Source organism: Oceanobacter kriegii DSM 6294 (assembly GCF_000422845.1).
Classification (GTDB): Bacteria; Pseudomonadota; Gammaproteobacteria; order Pseudomonadales; family Oceanobacteraceae; genus Oceanobacter; species Oceanobacter kriegii.
In genome coordinates, this window is sequence record NZ_KE383934.1 from 48,866 (window position 1) to 73,441 (window position 24,576).

The window sequence follows — 24,576 nt, forward strand, 5'->3', positions numbered from 1 at the left end:
CACGGAGCGACGTACATTGGAAATGAAAGCGGTAGAACTGCCACGCTGGCAAAAATTGACTCTGATAAGTGGCAAGCTGTTGCTGACGCTGTTGATCAGTTGGCAGCTGTCGCAGCTGATCTGGGCCATTGTTGCACCGCAGCCCCTGATCCTGATGGCACCCACCAAGGGTGACGGCAGCACCGTGGCCCGTGCCGAAGGCACTGCGCAGTACCACCTGTTTGGCGAAGCCTCCGAGCTGCCAGCGCCGGTGATCGCCCAGCCTGTGGATGCACCGGAAACCCGTCTCAAGCTCACCTTGCTGGGTGTCAACGCTGCCAACCCGGAAGAAAACTCCAGTGCCATCATTGCGGTATCCGGCCGCGCCGGTGACTTTTTCCGCCTTGGCGACACCGTACAAGGCCGCACCCGGCTGGTGGGGGTGTATCCGCACAAGGTCATGCTGGATACCTCCGGCAAACTCGAAACCCTCAAATTTGACGACGAACCTAACCGCGGCTCTGACGTTCGCAGTGTGCCTGCCCCAAGTCGGGCCGAAGACTTGCCAGAACGCCTGACCCAAGGCTCGTTGACCCAACGGTTCCGCAAGGTTCGTAACGCCACCGAATTTGTAGGCGTAGCCACCAGTGAAATTGCCGATGACCCGCTGGCGGCGCTGAATAAAATGGGGCTCGAGCCTCAGGGCGCCGGTTCCGGCTACCGGGTTAAACCGGGTTCGCCACTGATGCAATTCAAACTCCGTCCGGGAGATATCGTGCTGTCGATCAACAGCCAGTCTCTTGGCGATCCTGCCAGCGATCAGAGCTTGCTGGCCGACCTCCCGAATGCTGACGAAGTACGCATTGAAGTACAGCGCGGCAATAGTCGTTTCAACGTCAACCACAGACTGGATTAATGTTAATGGGTGCTATCAAACACTGGGCAATGATTGCCATGTTGTTCCTGAGCCTGAGTGCTACCGCACAGGACAACTGGCAGATCAATCTGAAGGAAGCCGACATTGGTGCCTTTATCAGTCAGGTGGCTGACATCACCGGCAAGAGCTTTGTGATTGACCCTCGGGTCAAGGGCAAGGTGAACGTGCTGTCGAGCGATCCGATGGATGCGGAAGGCGTTTACGAACTGTTCCTGTCGGTGCTGCAACTGCACGGCTATGCCGCAGTGCCAGCGGGCGACGTGGTGTTGATCGTGCAGCAGAACGAAGTGAAGCAGGTTGGCCGTGATCTGAATACCACCGCGGGAGACGGTAGCCAGGAACTGCTGACCAAAGTCATCATGATCAAAAACACCCCAGCGCTGGATCTGGTGCCGATTCTGCGTCCGCTGGTCGCCAAGTACGGTCACTTGGCCGGGGTGAAATCCGCCAACGCGCTGATCATTTCCGACCACGCTGCCAACATCGACCGGATTGAGCAGATCATTGATCGCCTCGACCGCTCCGGCTCGGAAGAACTGGAAGTGGTGCAATTGAAAGAAGCCTGGGTTGGTAACGTAGTGACCATGCTGCAAAGCCTCGACCCGTCCAAGGTCAGTCAGGGCAATGGCGAAGCCAATAACACCGCGGGCAGCATCCGTGTGGTTGCCGATGAGCGCAGCAACCGGCTGATCATCAAGGGTGAAAAGACCGCCCGTGAGCGCATTCGCAAACTGATTGAACAGCTGGACCAGCCGTCCTACTTCTCTGGCAGCGCCCGTGTGATTCGTCTGCAATACGCCGATGCCACCAAGCTGGCGGACTTGCTGAAAAACCTGATGGGCGAAGTCACCAGTGACGACAAGGGTGCGGCCAAAGCCAAGGGTGACGTGGGCATTCATGCCGATGAAGAGCTGAACGCGCTGGTGGTGCGTGCAGAGCCATCCCTGATGAAAGAAATCCAGGAGCTGGTCAGCGAGCTGGATGTCCGTCGTGCCCAGGTATTGATCGAATCGGCCATTGTGGAAGTGACCGGCAGTGTTGACGACGCACTGGGCGTGCAGTGGGCAACCGGCGATCTGGATAACCCGGTGGGCGTCACCAACTTCAGCGATGCCGGTCCATCGATCAGCTCCATTGCCACCAGTGTGGCATCCGGCGACTACGCCAGCGCTGTGGGCAGTGGCCTGACGCTGGGTGGCTACAGCGAGCTGAACGGCAACTTCAGCTTTGGTGTGATCATGCAGGCGTTGCAGAGCAACAGCCACACCAACCTGCTGTCGACCCCAAGCATTCTGACCATGGATAACCAGGAAGCCGAGATCATTGTTGGTCAGAATGTGCCGTTCCGCACCGGCTCAACGGCGTCCTCCAGTAACTCCAACCCGTTCACCACCATTACCCGTGAAGACGTTGGTGTGACCCTGAAAGTGATTCCTCATATTCACGATGGTTCGGACATTCGTTTGGAAGTGGAAGCGGCGGCCGAGTCGGTATCGTCCACCACCGTCGACGGCAGTGCTGACCTGATCACCAACAAGCGCTCGATCAAAACCATGATCCTGACTGCCAACGAAGAAACCGTGGTGCTGGGTGGTCTGATCCGTGACGATGTGATCGAAAGCGAAAGCAAGGTGCCGCTGCTGGGTGATATCCCGCTGATTGGCTGGCTGTTCCGCTCAACCAGCAGTCAGCACACCAAGAGCAACCTGATGGTGTTCTTGCGTCCAACCATCGTTAATACCGGTGACGTGGCCAAGCAAGTGACCGACAAGAAGTTCAAGGGTATTTGGGAGTTCAGCCTGTCGAAGGAAATTGGTGTAGACAGCCTGGATACCGAAATGGAGAAAATGTTCCAGGGTCTGCCGGGGCGTGATGGCGAATAAGTCGCTGCGATTCTTCAGCTGCCTTCAGTTAAGGCAGCAACAAAAAACGGCCTGCGGGCCGTTTTTTGTTGGGTGTTTGTTGTAGTTGTTGGTAGGGCTGTTATGTCGCCAGCAAGCAGACACTAGGTTGCTGGCTTGTTCGCCACCAGTGACAAGGGCTGCAGCCCAGCGTCGCGCATCAGGTTCAGCAAGCTGATCAACGGCAAGCCAATCAGGCTGTTGATGTCATTGCCATGCAGGCCCTCAAACAAATGAATCCCCAGCCCCTCAACCTTGAAGCTGCCAGCGCAATCGTATGGCTGTTCCAGTTCCAGATAGCGACGGATTTCGTCATCATCGAGCTGGCGAAACGCGACGTCGAAGTGTTCACAACGGGACCACACCTGACCCTGATACCACAGCGCAATGCCGGTGGAAAAGCGCACGGATTTACCAACGCAGGCTTTCAGCTGGGTAAAGGCCTTGTCGAAGCCATGGGGCTTGCCAACGATCTCGCCATTCACACTGCACGACTGGTCGCTGCCGATGATCCAGTGGTCCGGATGACTGTCGCTCAGGGCGCGGGCTTTTTCTATCGCCAGCCGTTCAACATAGGCGTCTATGGATTCCCCGGCTTGAGGGGTTTCATCAATATCCGGGCTGGCGCTTTCAAACGGAATGCCCAGCTGTGCCAGCTGCTGGCGACGGTAGCGGGAAGAAGAGGCGAGTAGCAGTTTCATTCAGAAAAACTCCGGCTGGATACAAAACGGGCCGGTAAAACCGGCCCGCTGGGGATGTTGACGTTACGGCAGCCGTAATCAGAACGGGATGTCGTCGTCGAAATCGTCGAAGTTGTTGCTTGGCTGTGGTGCAGCGGCAGGTGCCTGTTGTGGCGCTTGCTGATAACCACCCTGTGGTTGGGCTGGTTGCTGTGGACGCTGCTGTGGAGCCGCTTGTGGAGCCTGTTGGTAAGGCTGTTGAGCTGGCTGCTGCGGAGCCTGTTGTGGGGCTTGCTGCGGTGCTTGCTGATAGCCACCCTGGTTGCCCATTGGCTGTTGTGGCTGGCTTTGCGGTGCTGGCTGACCGTAGCCCTGACCACCCATGCCCGGGTTCATACCGCCTTGAGGCTGGTTCATCATACCCGCTGCACCACCGGCAGGCTGCTGGTAGCCGCCCATGCCGGAACCCATACCGCCACCCATGGAATCACCGCTGTTGCGGCCGTCCAGCATCATCATGTCGTTACAGACGATTTCAGTGGTGTAGCGCTTGATGCCGTCTTTTTCCCATTCGCGGGTTTTCAGTTTGCCTTCGAAGTAGGCTTTGGAGCCTTTCTTCAGGTATTGCTGAACGATTTCGGCAAGCTTTCCGTAAACAACCAGACGGTGCCATTCGGTTTGTTCAACTTTCTGGCCAGTCTGTTTGTCGTTGTAGCTTTCATCGGTCGCCATGGTCAGGTTGGCAACGGCATTGCCGTTGGGCATGTAGCGGACTTCCGGGTCACGGCCCAGAGTACCAATCAGTGTCACTTTGTTAACGCTGCGACCCATGAGTGTCTCCTGTAGATTCGATAATTTGGTTGGCCTGCGACTTGTCGAAGTCACGGGCAGTTACTTTCAGATAAATAGCGTTTTCTTCCGGCATTTCTGCCAGCTCTGCAACCCCGGACAAGGCCAGCAAGGCTTGTTGCTGCTGGCTGTTCAGAGGTTGGGAAATGTCCAGTCGCACACTGGTTAAATGGCGCGGTGCGGCGGAGAAAAACATCAGGATTCCCCATAACAACACAGCCAGCGCGAAGATGGCAAATACCGAGTTCACACCAAAGGTTGCCATCAACCAGCCGCCCATACTGCCGCCCACAAAGGCCCCCAGGAACTGCATGCTGGAGTAGATGCCCATGGCGCTGCCCTTGGAACCAGCCGGTGCCACTTTGCTGAGCCAGGACGGCAGGCTGGCTTCCATCAGGTTAAAACCTACGAAGTACAGCAGCAGCAATGCGCCCCAGTGCCAAACGGCGTGAGCCTGGGTCATCAGCAACAGAGCCAGCAGGATAAAACCGCCGGCCAGCAGCACGATATTTTTCATTTGCTGGCGCTTTTCGGCAATGATGATGAAGGGCACCATTAGTACAAAGGCAGCAATCAAAATCGGCAAATACAGATGGCTGTGGTTTTCAGCGGCAAAGCCCAACTGGGTTAATTGCAGCGGAATGGCGACGAACACCGCGACCATCAAGGCGTGTAATACAAAAACGCCAATGTTCAGGGGCCACAGCACCTTGTTGCCCAGTTGGCGTTTGACTTCGCTGAGCACCGCTACCGAGTCCCGGTGACGCACCTTGGGCGGCGACGGAATCAGCAGCAGGGTTACCAATACACCACCCAGCGCCAGAACACCGGTGGCGGTGAAAATCAGATGCAGACCGCCCAGCGCCGATAGCCATGGCCCCAGCACCAGTGCCACCGAAAACGACAAGCCAATGCTGGCGCCGATAAAGGCCATCGCCTTCATGCGGTTATTTTCGTTGGTCAGGTCGGTCACCAGCGCCATGATCGCGCTGGCAATGGCACCGCCGCCTTGCATGGCACGGCCAATAATCAGGCCGTAGACGCTGTCTGCTTGAGCCGCAATCAGACTGCCGAGGGCAAAAATCAGCAGACCACCAATAATGACGGGCTTGCGGCCAATTTTGTCGGACAGGGCGCCAGCAGGAATTTGCAGCACTGCCTGGGTCAGGCCGTAAACGCCCATCGCAAGGCCGAGCAATTCCGGTGTGGCATCTTCCAGTGTCAGGCCGTCGATCATCAGGACCGGCAGCACCATAAACAGGCCCAGCATGCGCAGGGCGTATAAAGCAGCGAGCGAGGCAACGGCGCGCTGTTGAACCGAGTTGGGTATGGCGATCATGTAAATTCCAGATAGGGGAGCCATCCCGGGCTTCCGCTGAACGTGACTGGTGAAACGGGTACCGCGAAAAAGCGCGCTAGTTTAACAGGACTCGACCTGAAATTTCAGCCACTCTGGAGGTTTTTGACAATCTGTTCAGTCCTGGCAACCCCGCTCTGGCAACTACCGGCCGGGTGCCAAAACCGCTATAAATAGTTGCTCTGAATAATGCGAACCATCAAACGAGCGACAGCAACAGCAGGACGCCGGTTGCTGCACTCAATGGTCTGGGCCCCTGGCTTCAGACCTAATAATCAGAAATCACAAAGCCCGCGGCCGCGGGTAGATGCCCGACCAATAACAACAAGGATGTTTTTATGGCGACAGGCAACCACAGCTCAGGCTCTCTGCTGCTCTTTTCCAGTGCCAGCGTGCAACAGCCGCTGTTACAGCAATACCTGCAAACCCAAACCGGTCGGGCATGCCAGCATCTGGACGATTTTGACGCCCTGATGCAGCTGGATTACCACTCGGTAGCGTTGGTTCTGTGTCAGTTGCCTTACGGTCGTGAGGAGCAATACGAGCAGTGGCTCGATCATCTGATGCAGCAGGAATTTCGCGGCGCGGTGGGCTTTTTTGATGTTGCTGCGCCGGCGGATCTCAATCAGCTGGTGTTGTGGCAGCCGGTGTTCGGCTGCTTTGAGTCCGATTGCACGCCGGCGCAGTTACTGGACGGGGTTAACCGACTGCTGCAAAGGCAGTGCTGTTTACCTGACTGTCTGCTGTATCGGGTGTTGCAACAGCTGCGTTCTCGTCCGGCGCGGTTGGGTAACCGCAAACTGACCCGTCGTGAGCAAGAGGTGTTCCGGCTGGTGCAGGCTGGCAACAGCAACCTGCGCATTGCCGATGACCTGCAACTGAGCGAACACACGGTGAAAACTCATGTTTCCAGTTTGTACCGCAAGCTGGGCGTTCGGAATCGCATCGAATTGATGAACCTGCTGGCGGAATCGTCAATTCTCGTCTTTTATCGTCCGGTTAGAAGACTAGCTCTGCATCCGCTGGCTGCATGATTTACAATGTCGCTTTTGATTTTCAATTCAGGTGTAGAGCTGAGCCGCATGGACAAGATTCTGGTCAGAGGTGCCCGTACTCACAACCTCAAAAACGTCGATTTGGACATTCCTCGTGACAAGCTGGTGGTGATCACTGGCTTGAGTGGATCGGGCAAATCGTCATTGGCGTTCGATACGCTCTACGCCGAGGGACAGCGTCGCTATGTGGAATCGCTGTCGACTTACGCCCGCCAGTTTTTGAGCGTGATGGAAAAGCCCGATGTCGACCTGATTGAAGGTCTGTCTCCGGCCATTTCCATCGAGCAGAAGTCCACCTCTCACAACCCGCGTTCCACCGTGGGCACCGTCACTGAAATTTACGACTACCTGCGTTTGCTGTTTGCACGAGTTGGCACGCCACGTTGCCCGGATCACGATGTCGCGCTGGAAGCCCAGACCGTCAGCCAGATGGTCGACAGCATCATGGAGCTGCCGGAAGGCGCCAAATACATGATTCTGGCCCCGGTGATTCGTGACCGTAAGGGCGAGCACGCGGGTGTGTTCGACAGTCTGCGCGCTCAGGGTTATGTGCGGGTGCGCGTTGATGGCCGTATTTATGATCTGGATGACCTGCCGGATCTCGACAAGCGTCGCAAGCACTCGATTGAAGTGGTGGTCGATCGCTTCAAGGTAAAAGAAGGCATTGAACAGCGTTTGTCAGAGTCGCTGGAAACCTGTCTTGAACTGAGCGGCGGTCTGGCGCTGGCCACTTGGATGGACGATGACGACGCCGAGCCGATGCTGTTCTCGTCGCAGTTCTCCTGCCCGCATTGTGGCTACAGCCTGTCCGAACTGGAACCGCGTTTGTTCTCGTTCAACAACCCGGCCGGTGCCTGCACCAGCTGTGACGGTTTGGGCGTGAAGCAGTACTTCGACCCGGATCGGGTGGTGGTGGATGCCAGTCTGTCGATCAGTGAAGGGGCGATTCGTGGCTGGGATCGTCGCAGCGTCTATTACTTCCAGATGCTGTGTGCCGTTGCCGAGCACTACAAATTTCCGCTCGACGTGCCATTTGAAGAGATGTCTGAATTTGCCGTCAGCAAGTTGCTGTACGGTTCCGAAGGCGAAGAAATCGAGTTCAGCTACGTCAATTCCCGTGGTGACAAGATTTCCAAGAACCACGCGTTTGAAGGTGTGCTGCCGAACCTGGATCGTCGATACCACGAAACCGAGTCCCAGACGGTACGCGACGAGCTGTCCAAGTACCTGAGCGTGCAGCCATGCCCGGCTTGTGAAGGCTCACGTTTGCGCAAGGAAGCCCGCAACGTCTTTATTGAAGACAAGACCATTCATGCCTGTACCGGTATGGCGGTGGAAGACGCTCACAACTACTTTACTGACCTCAAACTGAGCGGTCACAAGGGCGAAATTGCCGAGAAAATCCTCAAGGAAATTCGTGAGCGCCTGAGCTTTTTGGTCAACGTGGGGCTGGAATACCTGACCCTGAATCGCAGTTCCGACACATTGTCTGGTGGTGAAGCCCAGCGTATTCGTCTGGCGTCACAAATCGGTGCCGGTCTGGTCGGGGTAATGTATATCCTCGATGAGCCGTCGATTGGTCTGCACCAGCGTGACAACGATCGCCTGTTGAAAACCCTGTTCCACCTGCGTGATCTCGGCAATACCGTCCTGGTGGTGGAGCACGACGAAGACGCCATCCGCAGCGCCGATTATCTGATCGATATCGGCCCGGGTGCCGGTGTGCATGGCGGTCAGGTGATTGCCAAGGGTACGCCGGAAGAAGTCGCCAACGATCCGAACTCCGAAACCGGTAAATACCTGTCCGGTGCTCGCGCCATCGAGCTGCCAGACAAGCGCACGCCGTACCCGAAAGGCAAGGAGTTGAAGCTGAAGGGTGCCAAAGGCAACAACCTCAACGACGTTGATCTGACCATTCCACTGGGCCTGATGACCTGTATCACCGGGGTTTCTGGTTCCGGTAAATCGACCCTGATCAACCGTACCTTATACCCGTTAGCCGCGACGGCGTTGAACGGCGCTACCACGCTGAAAGCGTCCGAGCACAAGAGCATCAGCGGGTTGGGTCAGCTGGATAAAGTGGTCGATATCGACCAGAGCCCGATTGGCCGCACGCCGCGTTCCAACCCGGCCACTTACACCGGCATTTTCACCCCAGTGCGGGAAATTTTTGCTGGCACCCAGGAAGCCCGTTCCCGTGGCTACAAGGCTGGTCGTTTCTCGTTCAACGTCAAAGGCGGTCGTTGTGAAGCCTGTCAGGGCGATGGCGTGATCAAGGTTGAAATGCACTTCCTCGCCGACATCTATGTGCCGTGCGATGTGTGTCAGGGCAAGCGTTACAATCGCGAAACCCTGGATGTGCGCTACAAGGGCAAGAACATCCACGAAGTGCTGGAAATGACGGTAGAAGACGCTCGTGAGTTCTTCGACGCCATTCCAGCGGTGGCTCGCAAGCTGCAAACCCTGATGGACGTAGGCCTGAGCTACATCCGACTGGGACAGGCGGCAACCACCTTGTCGGGCGGTGAAGCCCAACGGGTGAAACTGGCCAAAGAGCTGTCGAAACGTGATACCGGCAATACCCTGTACATTCTGGATGAGCCGACCACCGGTCTGCACTTCCATGACATCGAACAGCTGTTGGAAGTACTGCATCGGCTGCGTGACCACGGCAACACCGTGGTGGTGATTGAACACAATCTGGATGTGATCAAAACTGCCGACTGGATTGTCGACCTCGGCCCGGAGGGCGGTTCCAAAGGTGGTTACATCATTGCCGAAGGTACGCCGGAAGACATCGCCGCTGCCGAGGTTTCCCATACCGGTCGTTTCCTCAAGCCATTGCTGGAAGTGGGTCAGGCTCGCAAGGGCTGACTCGGTCGTAACACGATGAGTAAACGCAAGATCTGTGACCGATGTGAGCGCCCACAAACCGTGTGTTTGTGCAGCGCTCTGGTGACCCTTGAAGCGGATATTCAGCTGACCATCTGGCAAGACCCAGACGAATCAAAGCATCGCTTGTCGACCGCGCCCTTGTTGCAGAAAAGCATCAAGGGCAGCCGTTTGCTGGTGGGAGATCAGTTTGAACCGCAAGCCTTTTTGGGAGAACACTGGCGAACCGATACGCTGCTGTTGTTTCCGCTGGAGAACAAACCCGCGCTGGAACCCGCTCAGCTGGTGAATCCGGACGGTTCGGTGGGCTTCAGCAATTTACTGGTATTGGATGGCACCTGGCGCAAGGTCAAACGCTTATTGCTGCTGAATCCGTGGCTGACCGAGTTGCAGCACATTCAACTGAACCCGGCGCAGCAAAGCCGTTATGCGCCCGTGCGTAAATCTCCCCGGGAAGACGGGGTGTCTACGTTGGAAGCCTGCGTTGCAGCGCTCAATATGTTGCACCCAACACGGGATTTTTCAGCCGTTACCGGCGTGCTGGATCGCATGGTCGAGTTACAAATCCAGCAGCGTCAGCAGGCGCAGCAGTAAGTTCTATTACTTACCGATTGAGGTTACTCAGGCGTTCTCTGTCATCGACGTGATATGACGAATCTGTCGCTCGATCAGGGTGCGGCTGGTTTCCGGCAGGTCCTTGAGCCAGAAGTTGGATTGCTGGCTGCCTTGCAGGTTTTTTACCAGCGGGCCTTCGTCCCATTCCACACCGTATTCCGGTGGCAGTTCGGAAATCAGTACCTGACTGGCCAGCAAACGATTGTCTTCGCTGCGGCGGGCGAGGTGAGACGCCCAGTAGAGGGTGTCACCAATCAGGCTGTAATGAACCGAATCGGTGGCGTTGTCTTCGTCGTGCTGCTGCATCGGTGCCAGCAGTACCGGGCCCCAGTGGGCGGCAATGCGGAAGCTCACTGATGCCATCAGCGGGTTGCGGCTTTGGGCATTCTGTAACAGTCCCAGACACAGTTGGGCGGCGTAAATACAGTGAATGGTGTCGCGTTCGCTGGATTCGTTCAGACCAAAAATCATCACCAGGCCATCGCCCTGATAACGGTCGAGCTTGCCGTTATAGAGCTTCACTGCCTGGTTCATCAGGCGATAGTACTCGCTCAGGACATTGCCCAATTCTTCAGCGCTGAGGCGCGATTGCAGCACATCCAGATCGGAAATCTCGATGTAAACCAGAGCGCAGCGGTGGTAGGTCGCAGCCGTGACGGGTGGTTTGCTGCCTGAGTACAGGTATTTGCCCAGCGCCTTTTCAACCGCCTGACGTTGGCGTTGCTGCTGCTGGATACCGGCACACTGTTGATTCAGCTGCTGTAACTCTGCAATCGGCAGGGTCTGCTCTGGCAGGTCGAGTGGCTTGTCGTCCTGCCAGCGTTGCAAGGCCGCAGTCAATTTACGAATGTAACCGGCCATGCGCTCGGCCAGAAAATAGCTGATCAGTCCGGCCAGCATGGCAAACAGGCCGGTGGCGATCAGCGCCAGTGACAGGTAGCGGCCGCTCTGGCGGCTCACCGGAGCAGGGCTGATTTCCGCTTGCACCACACCTAGGGTGGCATCGTCGAGGGTGATGGCGCGGCTGATGATATGGGCGTCGTTCACCAGCGGGCCGGTTTCGGCCAGCGGTTTGCCTTCCGGGGTCAGTACCCGCAGGGCGCGAATGTCTTCGCCTCGCTGCCATTCTTTTACCGCCAGATTAAGGCTGATGCGGTCTTGCTGGATCAGGCTGGCGGAGAGGGTCTGGGACAGCCGTTCAATTTGCTGATAAGCGTCAGAACGTTGTTCGGACTGCAATTGGGTGTGCAGGTGGCTGTAGGTTAATAACGAGATCAACAACCCCAGTACCAGAACCTGGGCAGCGCCGATAAATCCGCAAAGTTGACTGAATCCGAAGGTTCGCTTGGAAGCTGCTGACATGTGTACGCCGTTGGTTGTTATAGGTTGCTGGTGAAAGGGGCCGCAGTGGTTTGCCTCAGATTTATTGTAGCTGCTAAACCGGGTGATACAGAGGCAATCCTCCACTGACTGCCATAAGTGATGATAGTCAGGGGTGTTTGAGGTGCTATTATAGGCGCCGCCCAAGGGATGGCCACCGACGCTATCACAGGTTGCCTACCGCGCGGCATTGGACGATACCCCCAAAAGAAATGAGAGGATCCAATAATGAGCGACGCCAAGCAGTCTTTGCAGGAAAAACTGGAACAGCTTGAAAAAGGCCTGTTTCTGATGAGCGTAGACCGTGTTCGTGCTTTGTCCGTCCACGAAACCGTCGATTTGATCGAAGAGTTGCGCACCGTTGTAGCCGCGGCCAAAACCGACGTTGAAAAACTGTAACAAGCAAACGCTGTAAACACATTAAAGGGTAACAGGAACGTATTGTGACCGAACTGGTTCTTATCCGGGTATCCGGTGCCGACAAACCCGGCCTGACGGCCAGCATGACCGCTATTCTGGCTCAGTATGGCGTAACCATTCTGGATATTGGCCAGGCTGAGATTCACGACACCTTGTCTCTGGGCATTCTTGCCGCCGTTCCTGACAGCGCAGAATCTGCTCCGGTATTAAAAGATGTGCTATTCAAGGCACACGAACTGGGGCTCTCTATCCGATTTACACCGGTAACCGCCGAAAGCTACGAGCAGTGGGTTTCCGGTCAGGGCAAAAACCGCCACATCATTACCTTGCTGGCGCGTACCATTGAGGCCGAAGCCATTGCCCGGGTGACTGCTATCGTGGCAGAAGCAGGCCTCAATATTGACCAGATCAGCCGTTTGTCTGGTCGGGTGCCGTTGGATCAAACTGACGAAGACACCCATACCCGCGCCTGTGTTGAGTTTTCCGTGCGTGGCGATGCCAACCAGAGCGAATTGCGTGCTCGCTTCCTGGAAGTGACCAACGAGCTGGGCGTCGACGTTGCCGTGCAGGCAGACGACGTTTACCGCCGCACCCGCCGTCTGGTGGCGTTCGATATGGACTCCACTCTTATTGAAGCTGAAGTGATCGACAAGTTGGCCGAGGCGGCCGGTGTCGGTGACAAGGTGGCAGAAATTACCGAACGGGCGATGCAGGGCGAGCTGGATTTCAAACAGAGCTTTGCCGAGCGCATGGCGCTGCTGAAAGGTATGGACGCCAGTGTACTGGAGCAAATTGCCGAGCAGTTGCCGATCACCGAAGGTGCCGAACGCCTGATCTATAACCTGCGCGCGTTGGGTTACAAGACGGCGATTCTGTCCGGCGGTTTCACCTACTTTGGCCATTACCTGCAGAAGCGTTTGGGCATTGATTATGTGTTCGCCAACGAGCTGGAAATGGAAGATGGCCGAGTCACCGGTAATGTGATTGAGCCGGTGGTGGATGGTCAGCGCAAGGCGTTCCTGCTGCGTGAACTGGCTGAACAGGAAGGTATCAAGCTGGAGCAAACCATTGCCGTTGGCGATGGCGCCAACGACCTGCCAATGCTGGGCATTGCCGGTTTGGGGATTGCTTTCCGTGCCAAGCCGCTGGTGCGTGAGAACGCCCGCAACTCCATTTCGACCCTGGGTCTGGATGGTGTGCTGTACCTGCTGGGTTACCGCGACCGCGATATTCTGGAGCCGCCTGCGCAGGATTGATCAGCCGCTTGCAGAAACCAAAAAGCCGACAACAATGTCGGCTTTTTGCGTTAAGGGCTGCGTTCTCTGACGGGCTATCAGCCCCAGGAGGTATCCGATCAGAAGCTGCCTTCTTCCTCGAAGTTATAGCTCATGCCATCCTGGGCGGCCTGAACGTAGTCGCCCTGAACAAAGTCGGCACCCATTTGCCACAAGGTTGCGAGGGTGTTGGCGCTGTCGACCATCGGCACGATGATCTGCTTTTCCATTTCCTGCAACTTGCCTAGCATTTGCTGCAACTGCTGTTGGTTTTCGACCATGTTACTGGTGTAGGAAACATCGACCTTGATGAAATCAGCGGACAGGTGTTGCAGGTTTTTCACCGGATCAATGGCGCAGCCAAAGCGGCTGATACTGCATGGAATGCCCAGCGCCTTAAGGCTGGCGATGAATTTTTGCGCCTGCATCAGCATGCGGGAAGCATCGTCTTCGGTCAGCTGTACGACCAACACACCTTTGGGCAGTCGAGCAGCTCGGGTGGCAACGCTGATCCAGTTTGGCAGGCCTTCGTCGAGAATGGATGGGCCAGACAGGTTCAGGAATACCTTGGTGCTGTGGCCTTTCTGGTGATGTTCACCCAAACGCTTGGCGGTGTTCAGGATCACCCAACGGTCGATCTTGCGCTTCAGAACGTCACTGAGGTCGTCGGCGTTCAAAACGTCACCGGCACTCATCAGGTGGCCGTTTTTGCTCAATTTGAAACGCGACTCGTAATGTTCGGTTTCTGAGCCCCGGAGGCTGATCAGCGGCTGGAAGGACAACATAAAGCTGTTGTCTTTCAGGGCTTCGGTCACCATCTCTTCGATGCTGACGGCACTGTCGCTGTCGTTGTTGCGCTGCTCTTCTATGTACATGCCAACGCTGTTGCCATGTTCCTGACCTTCAATATCGTGAGCGCGGAAGCAGGCGGTGTGAGCGTTTTGCAATACGGCGGTCGGGCTGGCGCTGGTCTCATTGATCAGGGCAATACCAACACTCACGGTAATGGTGATGGTGCGATCGCCAAGGTCAAACAGCATGCCTTCGACGTGAGTACGCAGTTGCTCGGCTTTTTCCTGGGCATCAGCGGCGCTGGTGCTGGTCAGGATCAGGGCAAAGATGTCTTCACTAACGCGCGACAGATTGCATTTGTTGCCAACCAGTTTCCTGAGCGTATTGGCCAGCTCGGTCAGTACGCTTTCAGAGCGGGCAATGCCATTGTTGGCGCGCAGTCGGCCAAAGCTATCGACGTTGATGTACAGCACTGCGCCGCGACCGCCGCTTAGCACGGATTGGTCGACGGCGACTTCCAGCTGGCTCATGAAATACGGCTTGTTGTAGAGGCCGGTGAGCACATCCAGATTGCTGATTTCCCGAAGCTTGGCTTCCAGTTGGGTGTTCTTTTCGTTCGATTGAATGCTCACCTGAGTGCAGCGTTCGTCGGCAAAACTGGCGGGTGAAAAGGTCATTCGCATCGGGAACAGGTCACCGGAACCGGACACACCAATGGTGTTGATTTCTTCGGTTTGGAAGCTGCTTTGGGAATACTGCTTGAGGAATTTTTTGAAGTCGGCCTGACCGGAGCCATCGACCATGTCGATCAGTGGCATGCCTTCGAGGTCATCGTTGGTTTCATAACCAAACATTTGCAGGTAGGCCGGGTTGCCAAAAATATGCATGCCGTCCTGAACATAGGCGACGGCATCGCGGGAGCTTTCCAGCAGCGCCTGGGCGCGCTTTTCGGCTTCGCGCAGGCGGGCTTCCAGAGCACGCTTGGCGCGGCGATTGCGCAGGTGTTCCAGTTCACGCTGGATGGCCAGAATCAGCAGGTTATTTTCGCCCATCGGAATCATGGTGCTGGCGCCGCGTTTTACCGCAGTTTCGAGGGCAATCAGGTCGATTTCGCGGTTGATCAGAATAAACGGCAGATCCTGATTGTAACGAGCAATCTGCTCTTTCAGGCTGGTGTATTCAATGCCATGGGCTTCCGGTTCTGCCAGTAGCAGGTCCCAGGTTTTCTCTTCCAGCAGGTCGGCAAACTCTTCCAGCGAGGTAACGTATTGGGCGCGGGTGGCGCTGCCGGAATTGCGCAGCAAACTGACGATCCGTTCGGCGTCATTCTGGCTTTCCATCAGGATCAGCAGGTGCAGAGTCTCTGGAGTGGTCGACATTCTCTAGCTCGTTACAGGGTAATTTTATTCTGACTTCCTGTGTCGCATTGTATCCAATACTGTCTGTAGCTGCCCAGTATGGTCGCTGAACATCATAGAGGTTAACGTCTTATTGAGATGATTGGTAATAAAAACCGGGCGTTAACGGCGGAAAGAGTCAGTTGCGTCAGGCTCCATCATAAGGTTTTTGACACAGAAGTTTGTGCCTCAAGTGTCAAAAACCGTTTACTGATCAACTAATTTCAGAATTGTTGGACAATATCAGGGTCTTTCCGGCTTTACCGGCCTGTTCTTTTACCAGTCTGGGTAATAAATACCCGGGCAGGCGAGCGTGCAATTGTTGGTATATCTGTAACGCCTGTTGTTTACCGGTATCGAAGTGATGGGCGCCTTGCACCTCGTCCATCAGGTGCAGGTAATAAGGCAGGATGCCGGCATCAAACAGGTTTTCGCTCAGTTGCTGCAAGGTGTCGACATCGTTGTTCACGCCGTTCAGCAGCACACTTTGGTTAAGCAGGGTAACACCTGCTTGCTTCAGTTGCGCCACGGCCATTTCAAGCGCCGGGCTGATTTCATGGCTGTGATTGATGTGCAACACCATGCTGGTGCTCAAGCGGGAAGCTGCCAGGCGCGCGGCCAGTTCAGGCGTAATCCGTTGGGGGATCACCACCGGCAGGCGGCTGTGAATGCGCAAGCGGCGCACATGGGGAATGGCTTCGATGGCATCGACCAGATCAATAAACTGGCTGTCTTTCAGCATCAGGGGATCGCCGCCGCTGAGAATCACTTCACTGATGGAGCTGTCGTTGCGGACATAATCGAGCGATGCGTTCCATTGGCGTCGGCTGATGCGGTTGTCGGCGTAGTCAAAGTGTCGACGGAAGCAGTAGCGGCAGTTGACGGCGCAGCCGGTGGCAGTAATCAGCAGCAGGCGACCGTCGTATTTGTGAATAATGCCTGGCTGCACGTTGGCGTCGGCTTCACCCAGCGGGTCGGTGATGTAACCGCTGACCTGTTCGGTTTCCTGTTGGCGGGGCAATACCTGCAACAACAGCGGGTCGAGCGGGTTGCCGACCTCCATTCGCGCAAGATAGGTACGCGGCACCAGCACCGGAAAATCCTTCGCGGCCTGATGGCTGATGTTAAGGCTGGCGTCTTGCAAATTGAGCTGTCGCAAGAGTTCATCACCGGAGCGGATGGCCGAGGCAAGAATCTCTTGCCAGTGCGGCTGCTCAATTGGGGCAGTTCGCGCTATGATACGCACTTTAAAAAATGTCCTACATCTTTGGATAGCGAAATGGCTAACTATTCTACCAACGAATTCAAATCTGGTCTTAAGGTAATGATGGATGGCGAGCCTTGCTCCATCATGGATAACGAATACGTTAAACCTGGTAAAGGCCAGGCGTTCAACCGCGTTAAGCTGCGTAACCTGCGTACCGGCCGTGTGGTTGAGAAAACCTTCAAATCTGGCGACTCCCTGGAAGGCGCGGATGTGATTGAAGTGGATATGGAGTACCTGTACACCGACGGTGAGTTCTGGCACTTCATGGCAACTGACGGTTCTTTCGAGCAGCACGGCGCATCTCAGGAAGCTCTGGGCGACACCATCAAGTGGCTGAAAGAGCAAGACGTGTACCTGGTGACTCTGTTCAACGGTGCTGTTCTGACGGTGACTCCGCCAAACTTTGTTGAGCTGGAAGTGACTGAAACCGACCCGGGTCTGAAAGGCGACACCGCTAACGGCGGCAGCAAGCCAGCCACTCTGACCACCGGCGCTGTGGTTAAAGTGCCACTGTTCATCAATATTGGTGAAAAACTGCGTATCGACACCCGTTCCGGTGAATACGTAAGCCGCGCCTGATCTTCAGACGCTGTTCTGAAAGGGAGCCACGGCTCCCTTTTTTGTGCCCGCCCGACAGGGCTTCGCTTTTCGTTTCAGGCAGATTTTCATGACAACCAGCTGGCAACCAACCGCTTCCCAGACCGCGCTTAAGGCACGGGCCGACTGCAATCGACAGATTCGGGAGTTTTTCCATCGTCGTCAGGTGATGGAAGTGGAAACCCCGGTCTTGTCGGTGGCAGCGGTAATGGACCCCAACATCGAACCAATGCAAACCTCCGATCAGCGCTTTTTGCACACCTCGCCGGAATATCCGATGAAGCGACTGCTGTGTGCGGGCAGCGGTGATATCTATCAGATTGCGCGGGTGTTCCGCCGTGGCGAAGCGGGCCAGCGTCATAATCCGGAGTTCTCGATGCTGGAGTGGTATCGAGTGGGCTGGGATCACCATCGACTGATGGCCGAAGTGGCCGACCTTGCCCGTGAATTATTGCAGCTGGATGAGAGCACCGACGTGCTGACGCTGGAGTATCAGCAAGCGGTGATTCAGTACTGTGGACTTGATCCGTTTGCCAGCACCGACCAGCAACTCGAAGCCTTGGGCATTGAGTGTGCGGGCCACGATTTGCAGTTATCCCGCGACGGCTGGCTGGATGTGATTGTCAGTCATTTGCTGGAGCCAGCATTGCCGCAAAACACCCTGGTGTTTATTCACGATTTCCCGGCCTCGCAGGCGGCATTGGCGAAAACCCGCCGCAATCATCAGGGCATCGAGGTGGCTGAGCGTTTTGAACTGTTCTGGAACGGCAGTGAGCTGGCCAATGGTTATCACGAACTGACGGACGCCGAAGAGCAACGCCGACGTTTTGAACTGGAAGCCAATGGTCGGCCGCTGGATGAACATTTGCTGGCTGCGCTGGCGGCGGGGATGCCTGCATGTGCAGGTGTGGCGATGGGGCTGGATCGAATTCTGATGCACCGTTTGAGCACCCGTGCCATTGCCGATGTGCTGGCGTTTGACTGGTCGCGGGCATAGCCCAAAGCCCCCAGACCATAGCTCACCGCCAGGTTGTAAAACAAAAAAGCCGGTTCAGCGTTGAAATCACCAGGCTGGTCTTGTTTTTACGGAGTCCAACCTTGCTATAACGGGCCGCTTTCGGTTTGGTTGACGGCGCTGAAAAACTTTACCAATTCCCGCATAGCTTTGCCTTTGGCCTCGACCGCTGCCGATTTTTTTATCGGCGGCTGATGCATTATCTGAATGAGAAAAATTCTTGTTCATACGGCATCAGAGTGGAATCGGCTTATGGCACTCGCAAATCTCGATATCAAACCGGCGCTGTTGGCGCTGGCCTTAACGACATCACCCTTGTTCCTGAGCGGTTGTGGTTCGGACAGCTCAAGTTCATCAGACAGTACGTCTGAAACGACCTCTGACAGTTCAACCGACAGCTCTACGGATACCTCCAGCGATACCTCCAGCGATACCTCCAGCGATACCTCCACAGATACATCGTCCGACAGTTCGAGCGACTCTTCGTCAGATAGCTCAACTGACAGCTCGGACAGCACCACCACTGTCGATTGCAGCAGTGACGATTACGCCACGGAACTGGCGTGTGCCGCCAACGCCTTGCTGGATTCTCTTGACTCCAGCCAGCTGGCAACCATGCAATACGATTTCTCTGACTCGGAAGCCCGCACGGTCTGGTCCAACTTGCCTACCGGCAATGTCCAGCGCAACGGGGTCAAGCTGGGTGATATGACCACTGCCCAGAAAGCGCTGGCCATGAACCTGGCCTCGGTGGCATTGAGTGATGCTGGCTATCTGGATTTTCAGGGCATTCTGGCCGCCGATGATTACCTGCAAGAGCAGGGCGGTGGCAGTGATTACAGCTCGGATAACTACTACTTTGCCGTGTTCGGCACACCATCGGCATCGGACCAGTGGCAGCTGCAAATCGGTGGCCACCATCTGGCGTACAACCTCACCTATTTGTATGGCGAAGGCTACCCGGTACCGAACCACTTTGCCTCGGAGCCAAAAGAAAGCTTTGTGCTGAACTCTGAAACCTGGGCTCCGATTGAAGACGAAGGCAACGCCATGGTGGCGGTGTTTGACTCCCTTTCCAGCACCGAACTCAGCACCGCTTACCTGAGCGGCCAGTCGTTCTCCGACGTGCTGGTGGGGCCAGACAACGGTTCGGGTACCTTGCCAACCGACTACCCGAGCGGCAGTGACCGCACTGGCTTATTGGTGTCTTACATGAGCGACGCACAGCAGGCATTGGTGGTCGCGGCCATCGAACAGTGGGTGCGGGATTTCCCGGCCGACGTGGTGGATTCCCTGATGGAAACCTACACCTCGGACGCGGCCTTTGCAGATACCTATGTGGCCTGGGCGGGCAGTGAATCTGCCGGTGTGGATATCGATAACACCAGCACCTACATGCGCATTGACGGCCCGCGTTTGTGGATCGAAGTGGCTGTGCAAGGTGGCATTGTGATTCGCAGCGAAACTCACTACCACACCATGTACCGCGACAAGACCATGGACTATGGCAACAGTCTTTAAGATGTATGCTATTCAGTCGGTTGGCCGTCAGCTGGTGCTGCTGTGCAGCTGGCTGGCGGCGTTCGGTATCTCCGCGGTGGCAGCCCATCCGGCGCTGCCATCGCAGTTGGTGTTTTTCAGTCCATCGGCAGAGCAGAGGGCTTTGGACGCTGGTGCCTCGGATGCCGGTGCTTTGGACGCTGGTGAAAAGAAAGCCATTCAGTCGTTCAGCCTGACGATGCCCGTAGATCAGCTGCATCTGGCCGAACTGAGCTTGCCTGTCACGTTGCCAGAACTGACAGACGATGCCCGCGCGCACTACCGCGATTATCTGCGCCAGCATGTGAAGATATACCGCAGCGCCGAGCGTCAGCAAGTGATCGACTGGTCGATCAGCGGTTGGCAGCTGGATACCACGTTGCGCGAGACCTTCGGCACGGAACTGATTGCTGTGACGATTCGGGCGGTCGAGCCTTTGCCTTCTACCGCGTTGCTGGATGTGGATACTCTGGTGCACCGGGTGGTGAATCACCGCACGCTGGTAACCCTGGCCTATGCCACAAGCACAGGTGGTGGGAATGAGGGACAAATCAGCAGGCATGACTTCCAGCAGCGCTATCAGGCTGCATTGGCGCACGACGGTGCTGCAAGTGGGCAGAACGACAGTGCTCACGCCGCCGAAATGGAATCCGGCTGGGAATTCTGGCTACGTCGTAAATACACCGAAATCCCCATGGCTCAGGTGTATCAGGCCCAGCAAGATTGGCTTGCCGACAGAGCAACCAGTCGGCGTTCCAACCTCGGTTATTTGGGGTATGGCTTTGAGCACATTGCCTTTGGCCCGGATCACCTGATGTTTATGCTGTGTTTGCTCCTACCAGCGCCGTTATGGGGGATGGGGTTGGGGCTTAGCACAGCCTGGAGTGCCGGGCGAGTTCCGTCATGGCGACGCTGGGGAACACCGGTGCTGAAGCCGCTGGCCATTCAGGTCAGCTGTTTTACCCTCGGCCACATGACCAGTTTGTTGTTGGCAGCCGCTGGCTGGATGCTGATGCCGGTGGTGTGGGTCGAAATCGGGGTGGCGTTGACCATTCTGCTGACGGCCTTGAGTGTGCTGAAGCCGAACTCAAAACCCGGCGCACTGACGTTTGCGCTGACACTGCTGTTCGGCCTGATTCATGGCTCGGCCTTTGCTGAAATCCTGCATCAGCTGAATCGTCAGGGGTGGGATCTGTTGTGGTCGTTGTTGGCCTTTAACCTAGGCGTTGAGCTGATGCAGTTGCTGCTGGTAGTGGCACTGCTGCCGCCATTGTTGTGGCTGGCGAGTCGGCATACTCGGGTGTTTTTACGCCTGCAAACGGTGTTGGCAGTGGCTTTGGCGGCCATCGCAAGCGGCTGGATTGTTCAGCGACTGGAATGGTTACCGATGACCGTCAGCGATGCTCTCGATCGATTATCCGATGGTTTGCCGGTGGCATTGGCGTGTGGCTGGTTACTGTTGTTGCTGGTTATTTGGGCGCTGTCGTTGCGTCAGCCGCCGCAGCTGGTGATCAATACCGATTCTCTGAAGGCTAAACAGCCCTGACAGTAGTTGGCAAAGCCTTGCGTTTCCAAGCCGCAGGCTTCGCCTACTTCACAAGCGGTTATGGTTCTATTTGCGAACAATCCCTCGCTTCGGAATCTGACCATGACGTCCTTGCCCCGTGTACCTTCTCCGCTTCGTCGTGGTGCTTTGCGCCGCACGACAGGCTTGCTGTTTTCAGTGCTGGGGCTTGGTTTGCTGTCGACGCAAGTGCAGGCTTCCGAAGTCGCTTGTGAAACCCTGATTGCCCGGGTCGGGCTAAGCGGTGGTTTGCAGGTGCGGGTACCGCTGCAATCGCTGACAGCCAGAGGACAATTTACCGTGGCTCATCTGGAAACTGCAGCGGCATCGGACCTCAGTGGCATGATGACCGACCTCGCCACGGTATTGTGGCAAGACCAACAACAGGACCGCGCGCAATGGAGCTTCAGTGATATTCACCTGGACGGTTCCAGCGAGTGGGTGTCGCTGCGGCTACGCCCGCAAGCCAGCCAATTGCAGTGGCCGCAGGCTTGCCTGGATGACCAGCTTGTGGGTGCGAACTAGCGTTATATCCATCTCATAAAGAATACGCGCTAGTCGCCTTGCGGCTAACGCGTATTGATATATCAGGATGTAACACCCATCAAACAAGATGGGTTTTGAAAAATGTATTCAGCTTATCGAATGGAATTACATCAACCTGATCGTATAAATCAGTATGTACAGCGCCAGGTATAATCATCAACTCTTTCGGTTCAGCGGCTGCCGCATAGGCTGTTTCGCTCATGTAGCGTGAGTGCGCTTTTTCGCCGTGGATAAACAGGATAGGACGTGGCGAGATTTCTCCGATATAGCTCAGGATAGGCGCATTCATGAACGACAGCGGATTGGTCATCGTCCAGGAGCCGTTGGAATTCACTGACCGCGAATGGAAGCCGCGAGGTGTTCGATAGTAGTCGTGATAATCCACCATAAATTGTGGCTCCCCACCTTTAAGAGTGTTCATTACAGGGCCGTACGCAGTTTGTCCCTTGTCTACATCTTGCCAGCGTTGTTGACCTAACTGCTCCAGCATTTGGCTGCGTTGTTCCGGAGTTGCACTGTCATTGTAACCATGGGCACTAACGCGCGAGATGTCGTACATGGTGCTTGCCACTACTGCCTTGATGCGTTTGTCAGCGGCAGTGGCATTCAGAACGAACCCGCCCCAGCCGCAAATACCGATGGCGCCAATGCGCTCACGGTCCACATTCGGCAGCGAACCCAGTGCATCAACGGCAGCACTGAAATCTTCAGTATTAATATCTGGCGAGGCAACGTTTCGTGGTTCTCCGCTGCTTTCGCCGGTATAGGAAGGGTCAAACGCCAACGTGATAAAACCGCGTTCAGCCATGGTTTGAGCGTACAGGCCTGAAGACTGCTCTTTCACAGCACCAAATGGACCGCTGACGGCAATGGCCGCCAATTTGCCACTGTTGTTTTTCGGTTGATACAGATCCGCTGCCAGCGTCAGGCCGTAGCGGTTTCTGAAGGTGATTTTTGAGTGATCAACGTTGTCACTTTTAGGAAATGTCTTGTCCCACAACTTGCCGTTATCAGTAAACGTTAATTGTTGTGCCGATGTGGTTGACTTGGCCACAGCAGCCGACGAGCCCATTGCTGCAACGCCCAGTGCAGCTATGGTTGCACCGGTTTTTTTAAGTGCGTTGCGGCGGCTTTCGCTGTGTTTTTCTTGCGCTTTTTGAGTGTCGTGGGTGTCTTTCATTAAATATATCTCTGTGTTTTTTGCAGTATCTGAATAATGAATGCTTCGAAATCAGGAGATTTATTTGGGGCCGTTGTTTGGTTGCCTCCGCTACGGAAGCGAAGTAACACCACTGCCTTTTCGATTGATAAAAAGCGGTTTCTTCTTCTAGGCGATCAGCCATCGCTTATATCGATGAACGGCTTATATCGATGAACGGCATGGATAAATGAATTCAAAGACTTCTCTCTTATGTATTTTTGTTGGTTGTACCGATTGAGGGATAGTCAGATTCGCTAACATGATTGCCTGATCCAACGGGTGTAGTTGGTGTTGGGGATTTTTATTGCTGATGTACCGTATGATTTGAGTCTGCCCGTTACTGGAGTGCGCTAATGGCACCACCCTCTGTAAAAGACCGTTCAGTACGAGAGCTGGATGGCATGTACGCAGATCTGATCGAACATATTGAGCGTCATACGGCTGACGATGAAAATGTGAAAACCCAGGTTGATGGGCTTTATTTCTTCAGGCGTGACTCCATCACTGAACCTTGCCTCTGTACGACAGTACCGAGCATCCTGTTTGTTGTTCAGGGCGCCAAACAATTGTTGGTGGGTGAGGAGTCGTTTGTATACGACACTGAACACTTTCTGATGAATTCATTGGATCTCCCCGCTAGCTCACAGGTACTGCTTGCCAGTCCTGAAAAGCCATCCCTTGGTTTTATGCTCATCCTGGATTTTCGGCTTATGGCAGAGATCATGATCGAGAGCCAAATGCCTTCACCAAAAACGCGCTCACTGGAAGGTAGTAGTGCAATCGGTAGGGTTACCCCCACTTTGGTTGAGCCATTCTATCGGTTGATTACTTTGCTGGATGAGCCTGAAGCGATTCCGGCCTTGGCTCCGCTGATTAAACGAGAGATCCACTATCGGCTATTGACGAGCGATTTGGCTGAGCGGTTTTGGCATATCGCTTCCGTTGGAAGCCAAAGCAACCGGATAGTGAGGGCAGTGAATTGGCTCAGGAGCAATTTCTCCAAGCCTCTCAGAATTGAGGATTTGGCGAATCATGTACAAATGAGCCCCACGACCATGAATCATCATTTCCGTTTGTTAACCTCGATGAGCCCTTTGCAGTATCAGAAATGGCTGCGCCTGAATGATGCCAAGCGGCTGATGCTGAACGAGAATCTGGATGCAGCCACTGCTGCCTTTCGGGTTGGATATGAAAGCCCATCCCAGTTCAGTCGGGAATATGGCCGGATGTTTGGTCTATCACCCAAGCGTCATATTGATCAGCTGAGGCAGGCAGGAGAGGGGGCCTGACAGGACTTCCCCAAAGCGGTAGTGCACAAA

Annotated in this window: 20 protein-coding genes; 13 read left to right on the top strand and 7 right to left on the bottom strand. The window is 55.4% G+C overall.

What is annotated here, in order from left to right; genetic code table 11:
- The first annotated feature begins 22 nt into the window (after positions 1-22).
- On the top strand, positions 23-895 hold the full coding sequence (locus G516_RS0119055) for a type II secretion system protein N (protein ID WP_028294998.1): 873 nt from the start codon (positions 23-25) through the stop codon (positions 893-895).
- Positions 896-900: 5 nt separating this feature from the next.
- The gene (gene gspD / locus G516_RS0119060) at positions 901-2,799 is read left to right on the top strand and encodes a type II secretion system secretin GspD (RefSeq protein ID WP_156879112.1); all 1,899 of its coding nucleotides are present in this window, start codon (positions 901-903) and stop codon (positions 2,797-2,799) included.
- Positions 2,800-2,921: 122 nt separating this feature from the next.
- Here gspD and G516_RS0119065 read toward each other — a convergent pair whose 3' ends face one another.
- The 3 genes from G516_RS0119065 to G516_RS0119075 all read right to left on the bottom strand — a co-directional run bounded on the left by G516_RS0119065 (position 2,922) and on the right by G516_RS0119075 (position 5,685).
- Entirely contained in the window at positions 2,922-3,518 is a 597-nt protein-coding gene (locus G516_RS0119065) for a Maf family protein (protein WP_028295000.1), read from the bottom strand.
- Positions 3,519-3,596: 78 nt separating this feature from the next.
- The gene (locus G516_RS0119070) at positions 3,597-4,328 is read right to left on the bottom strand and encodes a single-stranded DNA-binding protein (protein ID WP_028295001.1); all 732 of its coding nucleotides are present in this window, start codon (positions 4,326-4,328) and stop codon (positions 3,597-3,599) included.
- Positions 4,312-5,685: an MFS transporter gene (locus G516_RS0119075; protein ID WP_028295002.1), complete on the bottom strand. Its 1,374-nt coding sequence runs from the start codon at positions 5,683-5,685 to the stop codon at positions 4,312-4,314. Before G516_RS0119075 ends, G516_RS0119070 begins: the two co-directional genes overlap by 17 nt.
- A 356-nt stretch (positions 5,686-6,041) precedes the next feature.
- Here G516_RS0119075 and G516_RS0119080 point away from each other — a divergent pair, with 356 nt between their 5' ends.
- The 3 genes from G516_RS0119080 to G516_RS0119090 are packed head-to-tail and all read left to right on the top strand — an operon-like array spanning position 6,042 to position 10,244.
- A complete protein-coding gene (locus G516_RS0119080; protein WP_028295003.1) occupies positions 6,042-6,737 on the top strand; it encodes a helix-turn-helix transcriptional regulator in 696 nt (231 codons plus the stop codon).
- 48 nt (positions 6,738-6,785) lie between these two features.
- Positions 6,786-9,632: an excinuclease ABC subunit UvrA gene (uvrA, locus tag G516_RS0119085; RefSeq protein WP_028295004.1), complete on the top strand. Its 2,847-nt coding sequence runs from the start codon at positions 6,786-6,788 to the stop codon at positions 9,630-9,632.
- A gap of 15 nt (positions 9,633-9,647) precedes the next feature.
- A complete protein-coding gene (locus G516_RS0119090) occupies positions 9,648-10,244 on the top strand; it encodes a tRNA-uridine aminocarboxypropyltransferase (protein ID WP_028295005.1) in 597 nt (198 codons plus the stop codon).
- Positions 10,245-10,271: 27 nt separating this feature from the next.
- Here the strand turns inward: G516_RS0119090 and G516_RS0119095 are convergent, their stop codons facing one another.
- Positions 10,272-11,627, bottom strand: a complete 1,356-nt coding sequence (locus G516_RS0119095; protein ID WP_028295006.1) for an adenylate/guanylate cyclase domain-containing protein — start codon at positions 11,625-11,627, stop codon at positions 10,272-10,274.
- Positions 11,628-11,873: 246 nt separating this feature from the next.
- Between G516_RS0119095 and G516_RS24910 the strand changes: the two genes are divergently transcribed.
- Together G516_RS24910 and serB are read left to right on the top strand one after the other, a co-directional pair.
- On the top strand, positions 11,874-12,044 hold the full coding sequence (locus G516_RS24910) for a hypothetical protein (protein WP_169449560.1): 171 nt from the start codon (positions 11,874-11,876) through the stop codon (positions 12,042-12,044).
- 44 nt (positions 12,045-12,088) lie between these two features.
- The gene (gene serB, locus G516_RS0119105) at positions 12,089-13,321 is read left to right on the top strand and encodes a phosphoserine phosphatase SerB (RefSeq protein WP_028295007.1); all 1,233 of its coding nucleotides are present in this window, start codon (positions 12,089-12,091) and stop codon (positions 13,319-13,321) included.
- Positions 13,322-13,419: 98 nt separating this feature from the next.
- Here the strand turns inward: serB and G516_RS0119110 are convergent, their stop codons facing one another.
- Both G516_RS0119110 and epmB read right to left on the bottom strand, forming a co-directional pair.
- Positions 13,420-15,510, bottom strand: a complete 2,091-nt coding sequence (locus tag G516_RS0119110) for an EAL domain-containing protein (protein ID WP_028295008.1) — start codon at positions 15,508-15,510, stop codon at positions 13,420-13,422.
- 232 nt (positions 15,511-15,742) lie between these two features.
- Complete coding sequence (gene epmB / locus G516_RS0119115; RefSeq protein WP_051219626.1) at positions 15,743-16,774, bottom strand: EF-P beta-lysylation protein EpmB; 1,032 nt, start codon at positions 16,772-16,774, stop codon at positions 15,743-15,745.
- Positions 16,775-16,807: 33 nt separating this feature from the next.
- Between epmB and efp the strand changes: the two genes are divergently transcribed.
- From efp to G516_RS0119145, 5 genes are all read left to right on the top strand, one after another.
- Positions 16,808-17,374 (top strand): elongation factor P, encoded by a 567-nt coding sequence (efp, locus tag G516_RS0119120; RefSeq protein ID WP_028295010.1) that lies wholly within the window; start codon positions 16,808-16,810, stop codon positions 17,372-17,374.
- An 88-nt stretch (positions 17,375-17,462) separates the two neighbouring features.
- Positions 17,463-18,389: an EF-P lysine aminoacylase EpmA gene (gene epmA / locus G516_RS0119125; protein WP_028295011.1), complete on the top strand. Its 927-nt coding sequence runs from the start codon at positions 17,463-17,465 to the stop codon at positions 18,387-18,389.
- A 270-nt stretch (positions 18,390-18,659) separates the two neighbouring features.
- Positions 18,660-19,928, top strand: a complete 1,269-nt coding sequence (locus tag G516_RS23365) for a DUF3500 domain-containing protein (protein ID WP_051219627.1) — start codon at positions 18,660-18,662, stop codon at positions 19,926-19,928.
- Positions 19,912-21,492, top strand: a complete 1,581-nt coding sequence (locus G516_RS0119140) for a HupE/UreJ family protein (RefSeq protein WP_084645245.1) — start codon at positions 19,912-19,914, stop codon at positions 21,490-21,492. The genes G516_RS23365 and G516_RS0119140 overlap by 17 nt, the downstream gene beginning before the upstream one ends.
- Before the next feature lie 102 nt (positions 21,493-21,594).
- Entirely contained in the window at positions 21,595-22,035 is a 441-nt protein-coding gene (locus G516_RS0119145; protein WP_036537544.1) for a hypothetical protein, read from the top strand.
- Between the two features lie 79 nt (positions 22,036-22,114).
- Here G516_RS0119145 and G516_RS0119150 read toward each other — a convergent pair whose 3' ends face one another.
- Positions 22,115-23,236, bottom strand: a complete 1,122-nt coding sequence (locus G516_RS0119150) for a CocE/NonD family hydrolase (protein ID WP_028295014.1) — start codon at positions 23,234-23,236, stop codon at positions 22,115-22,117.
- A 374-nt stretch (positions 23,237-23,610) separates the two neighbouring features.
- On the opposite strand from G516_RS0119150, the gene G516_RS0119155 reads away from it, so the two are divergent.
- Positions 23,611-24,546 carry an AraC family transcriptional regulator gene (locus tag G516_RS0119155; protein ID WP_028295015.1) on the top strand — a complete coding sequence of 312 codons (936 nt, stop codon included), beginning with the start codon at positions 23,611-23,613 and terminating at the stop codon, positions 24,544-24,546.
- The last annotated feature ends 30 nt before the right edge of the window (positions 24,547-24,576 follow it).

What these genes read in the sequence shown, in the direction of transcription:
- G516_RS0119055 (WP_028294998.1), top strand. Translation starts at nt 23, where the DNA reads ATGAAAGCGGTAGAACTGCCACGCTGGCAAAAATTGACTCTGATAAGT.
- G516_RS0119090 (WP_028295005.1), top strand. Translation starts at nt 9,648, where the DNA reads ATGAGTAAACGCAAGATCTGTGACCGATGTGAGCGCCCACAAACCGTG.
- G516_RS0119070 (WP_028295001.1), bottom strand. Translation starts at nt 4,328, where the DNA reads ATGGGTCGCAGCGTTAACAAAGTGACACTGATTGGTACTCTGGGCCGT.
- G516_RS0119150 (WP_028295014.1), bottom strand. Translation starts at nt 23,236, where the DNA reads ATGAAAGACACCCACGACACTCAAAAAGCGCAAGAAAAACACAGCGAA.
- gspD (WP_156879112.1), top strand. Translation starts at nt 901, where the DNA reads ATGGGTGCTATCAAACACTGGGCAATGATTGCCATGTTGTTCCTGAGC.
- G516_RS24910 (WP_169449560.1), top strand. Translation starts at nt 11,874, where the DNA reads ATGAGCGACGCCAAGCAGTCTTTGCAGGAAAAACTGGAACAGCTTGAA.
- uvrA (WP_028295004.1), top strand. Translation starts at nt 6,786, where the DNA reads ATGGACAAGATTCTGGTCAGAGGTGCCCGTACTCACAACCTCAAAAAC.
- G516_RS23365 (WP_051219627.1), top strand. Translation starts at nt 18,660, where the DNA reads ATGGCACTCGCAAATCTCGATATCAAACCGGCGCTGTTGGCGCTGGCC.
- epmA (WP_028295011.1), top strand. Translation starts at nt 17,463, where the DNA reads ATGACAACCAGCTGGCAACCAACCGCTTCCCAGACCGCGCTTAAGGCA.
- G516_RS0119065 (WP_028295000.1), bottom strand. Translation starts at nt 3,518, where the DNA reads ATGAAACTGCTACTCGCCTCTTCTTCCCGCTACCGTCGCCAGCAGCTG.
- G516_RS0119110 (WP_028295008.1), bottom strand. Translation starts at nt 15,510, where the DNA reads ATGTCGACCACTCCAGAGACTCTGCACCTGCTGATCCTGATGGAAAGC.
- G516_RS0119075 (WP_028295002.1), bottom strand. Translation starts at nt 5,685, where the DNA reads ATGATCGCCATACCCAACTCGGTTCAACAGCGCGCCGTTGCCTCGCTC.
- efp (WP_028295010.1), top strand. Translation starts at nt 16,808, where the DNA reads ATGGCTAACTATTCTACCAACGAATTCAAATCTGGTCTTAAGGTAATG.
- G516_RS0119155 (WP_028295015.1), top strand. Translation starts at nt 23,611, where the DNA reads ATGGCACCACCCTCTGTAAAAGACCGTTCAGTACGAGAGCTGGATGGC.
- G516_RS0119080 (WP_028295003.1), top strand. Translation starts at nt 6,042, where the DNA reads ATGGCGACAGGCAACCACAGCTCAGGCTCTCTGCTGCTCTTTTCCAGT.
- G516_RS0119140 (WP_084645245.1), top strand. Translation starts at nt 19,912, where the DNA reads ATGGCAACAGTCTTTAAGATGTATGCTATTCAGTCGGTTGGCCGTCAG.
- G516_RS0119145 (WP_036537544.1), top strand. Translation starts at nt 21,595, where the DNA reads ATGACGTCCTTGCCCCGTGTACCTTCTCCGCTTCGTCGTGGTGCTTTG.
- G516_RS0119095 (WP_028295006.1), bottom strand. Translation starts at nt 11,627, where the DNA reads ATGTCAGCAGCTTCCAAGCGAACCTTCGGATTCAGTCAACTTTGCGGA.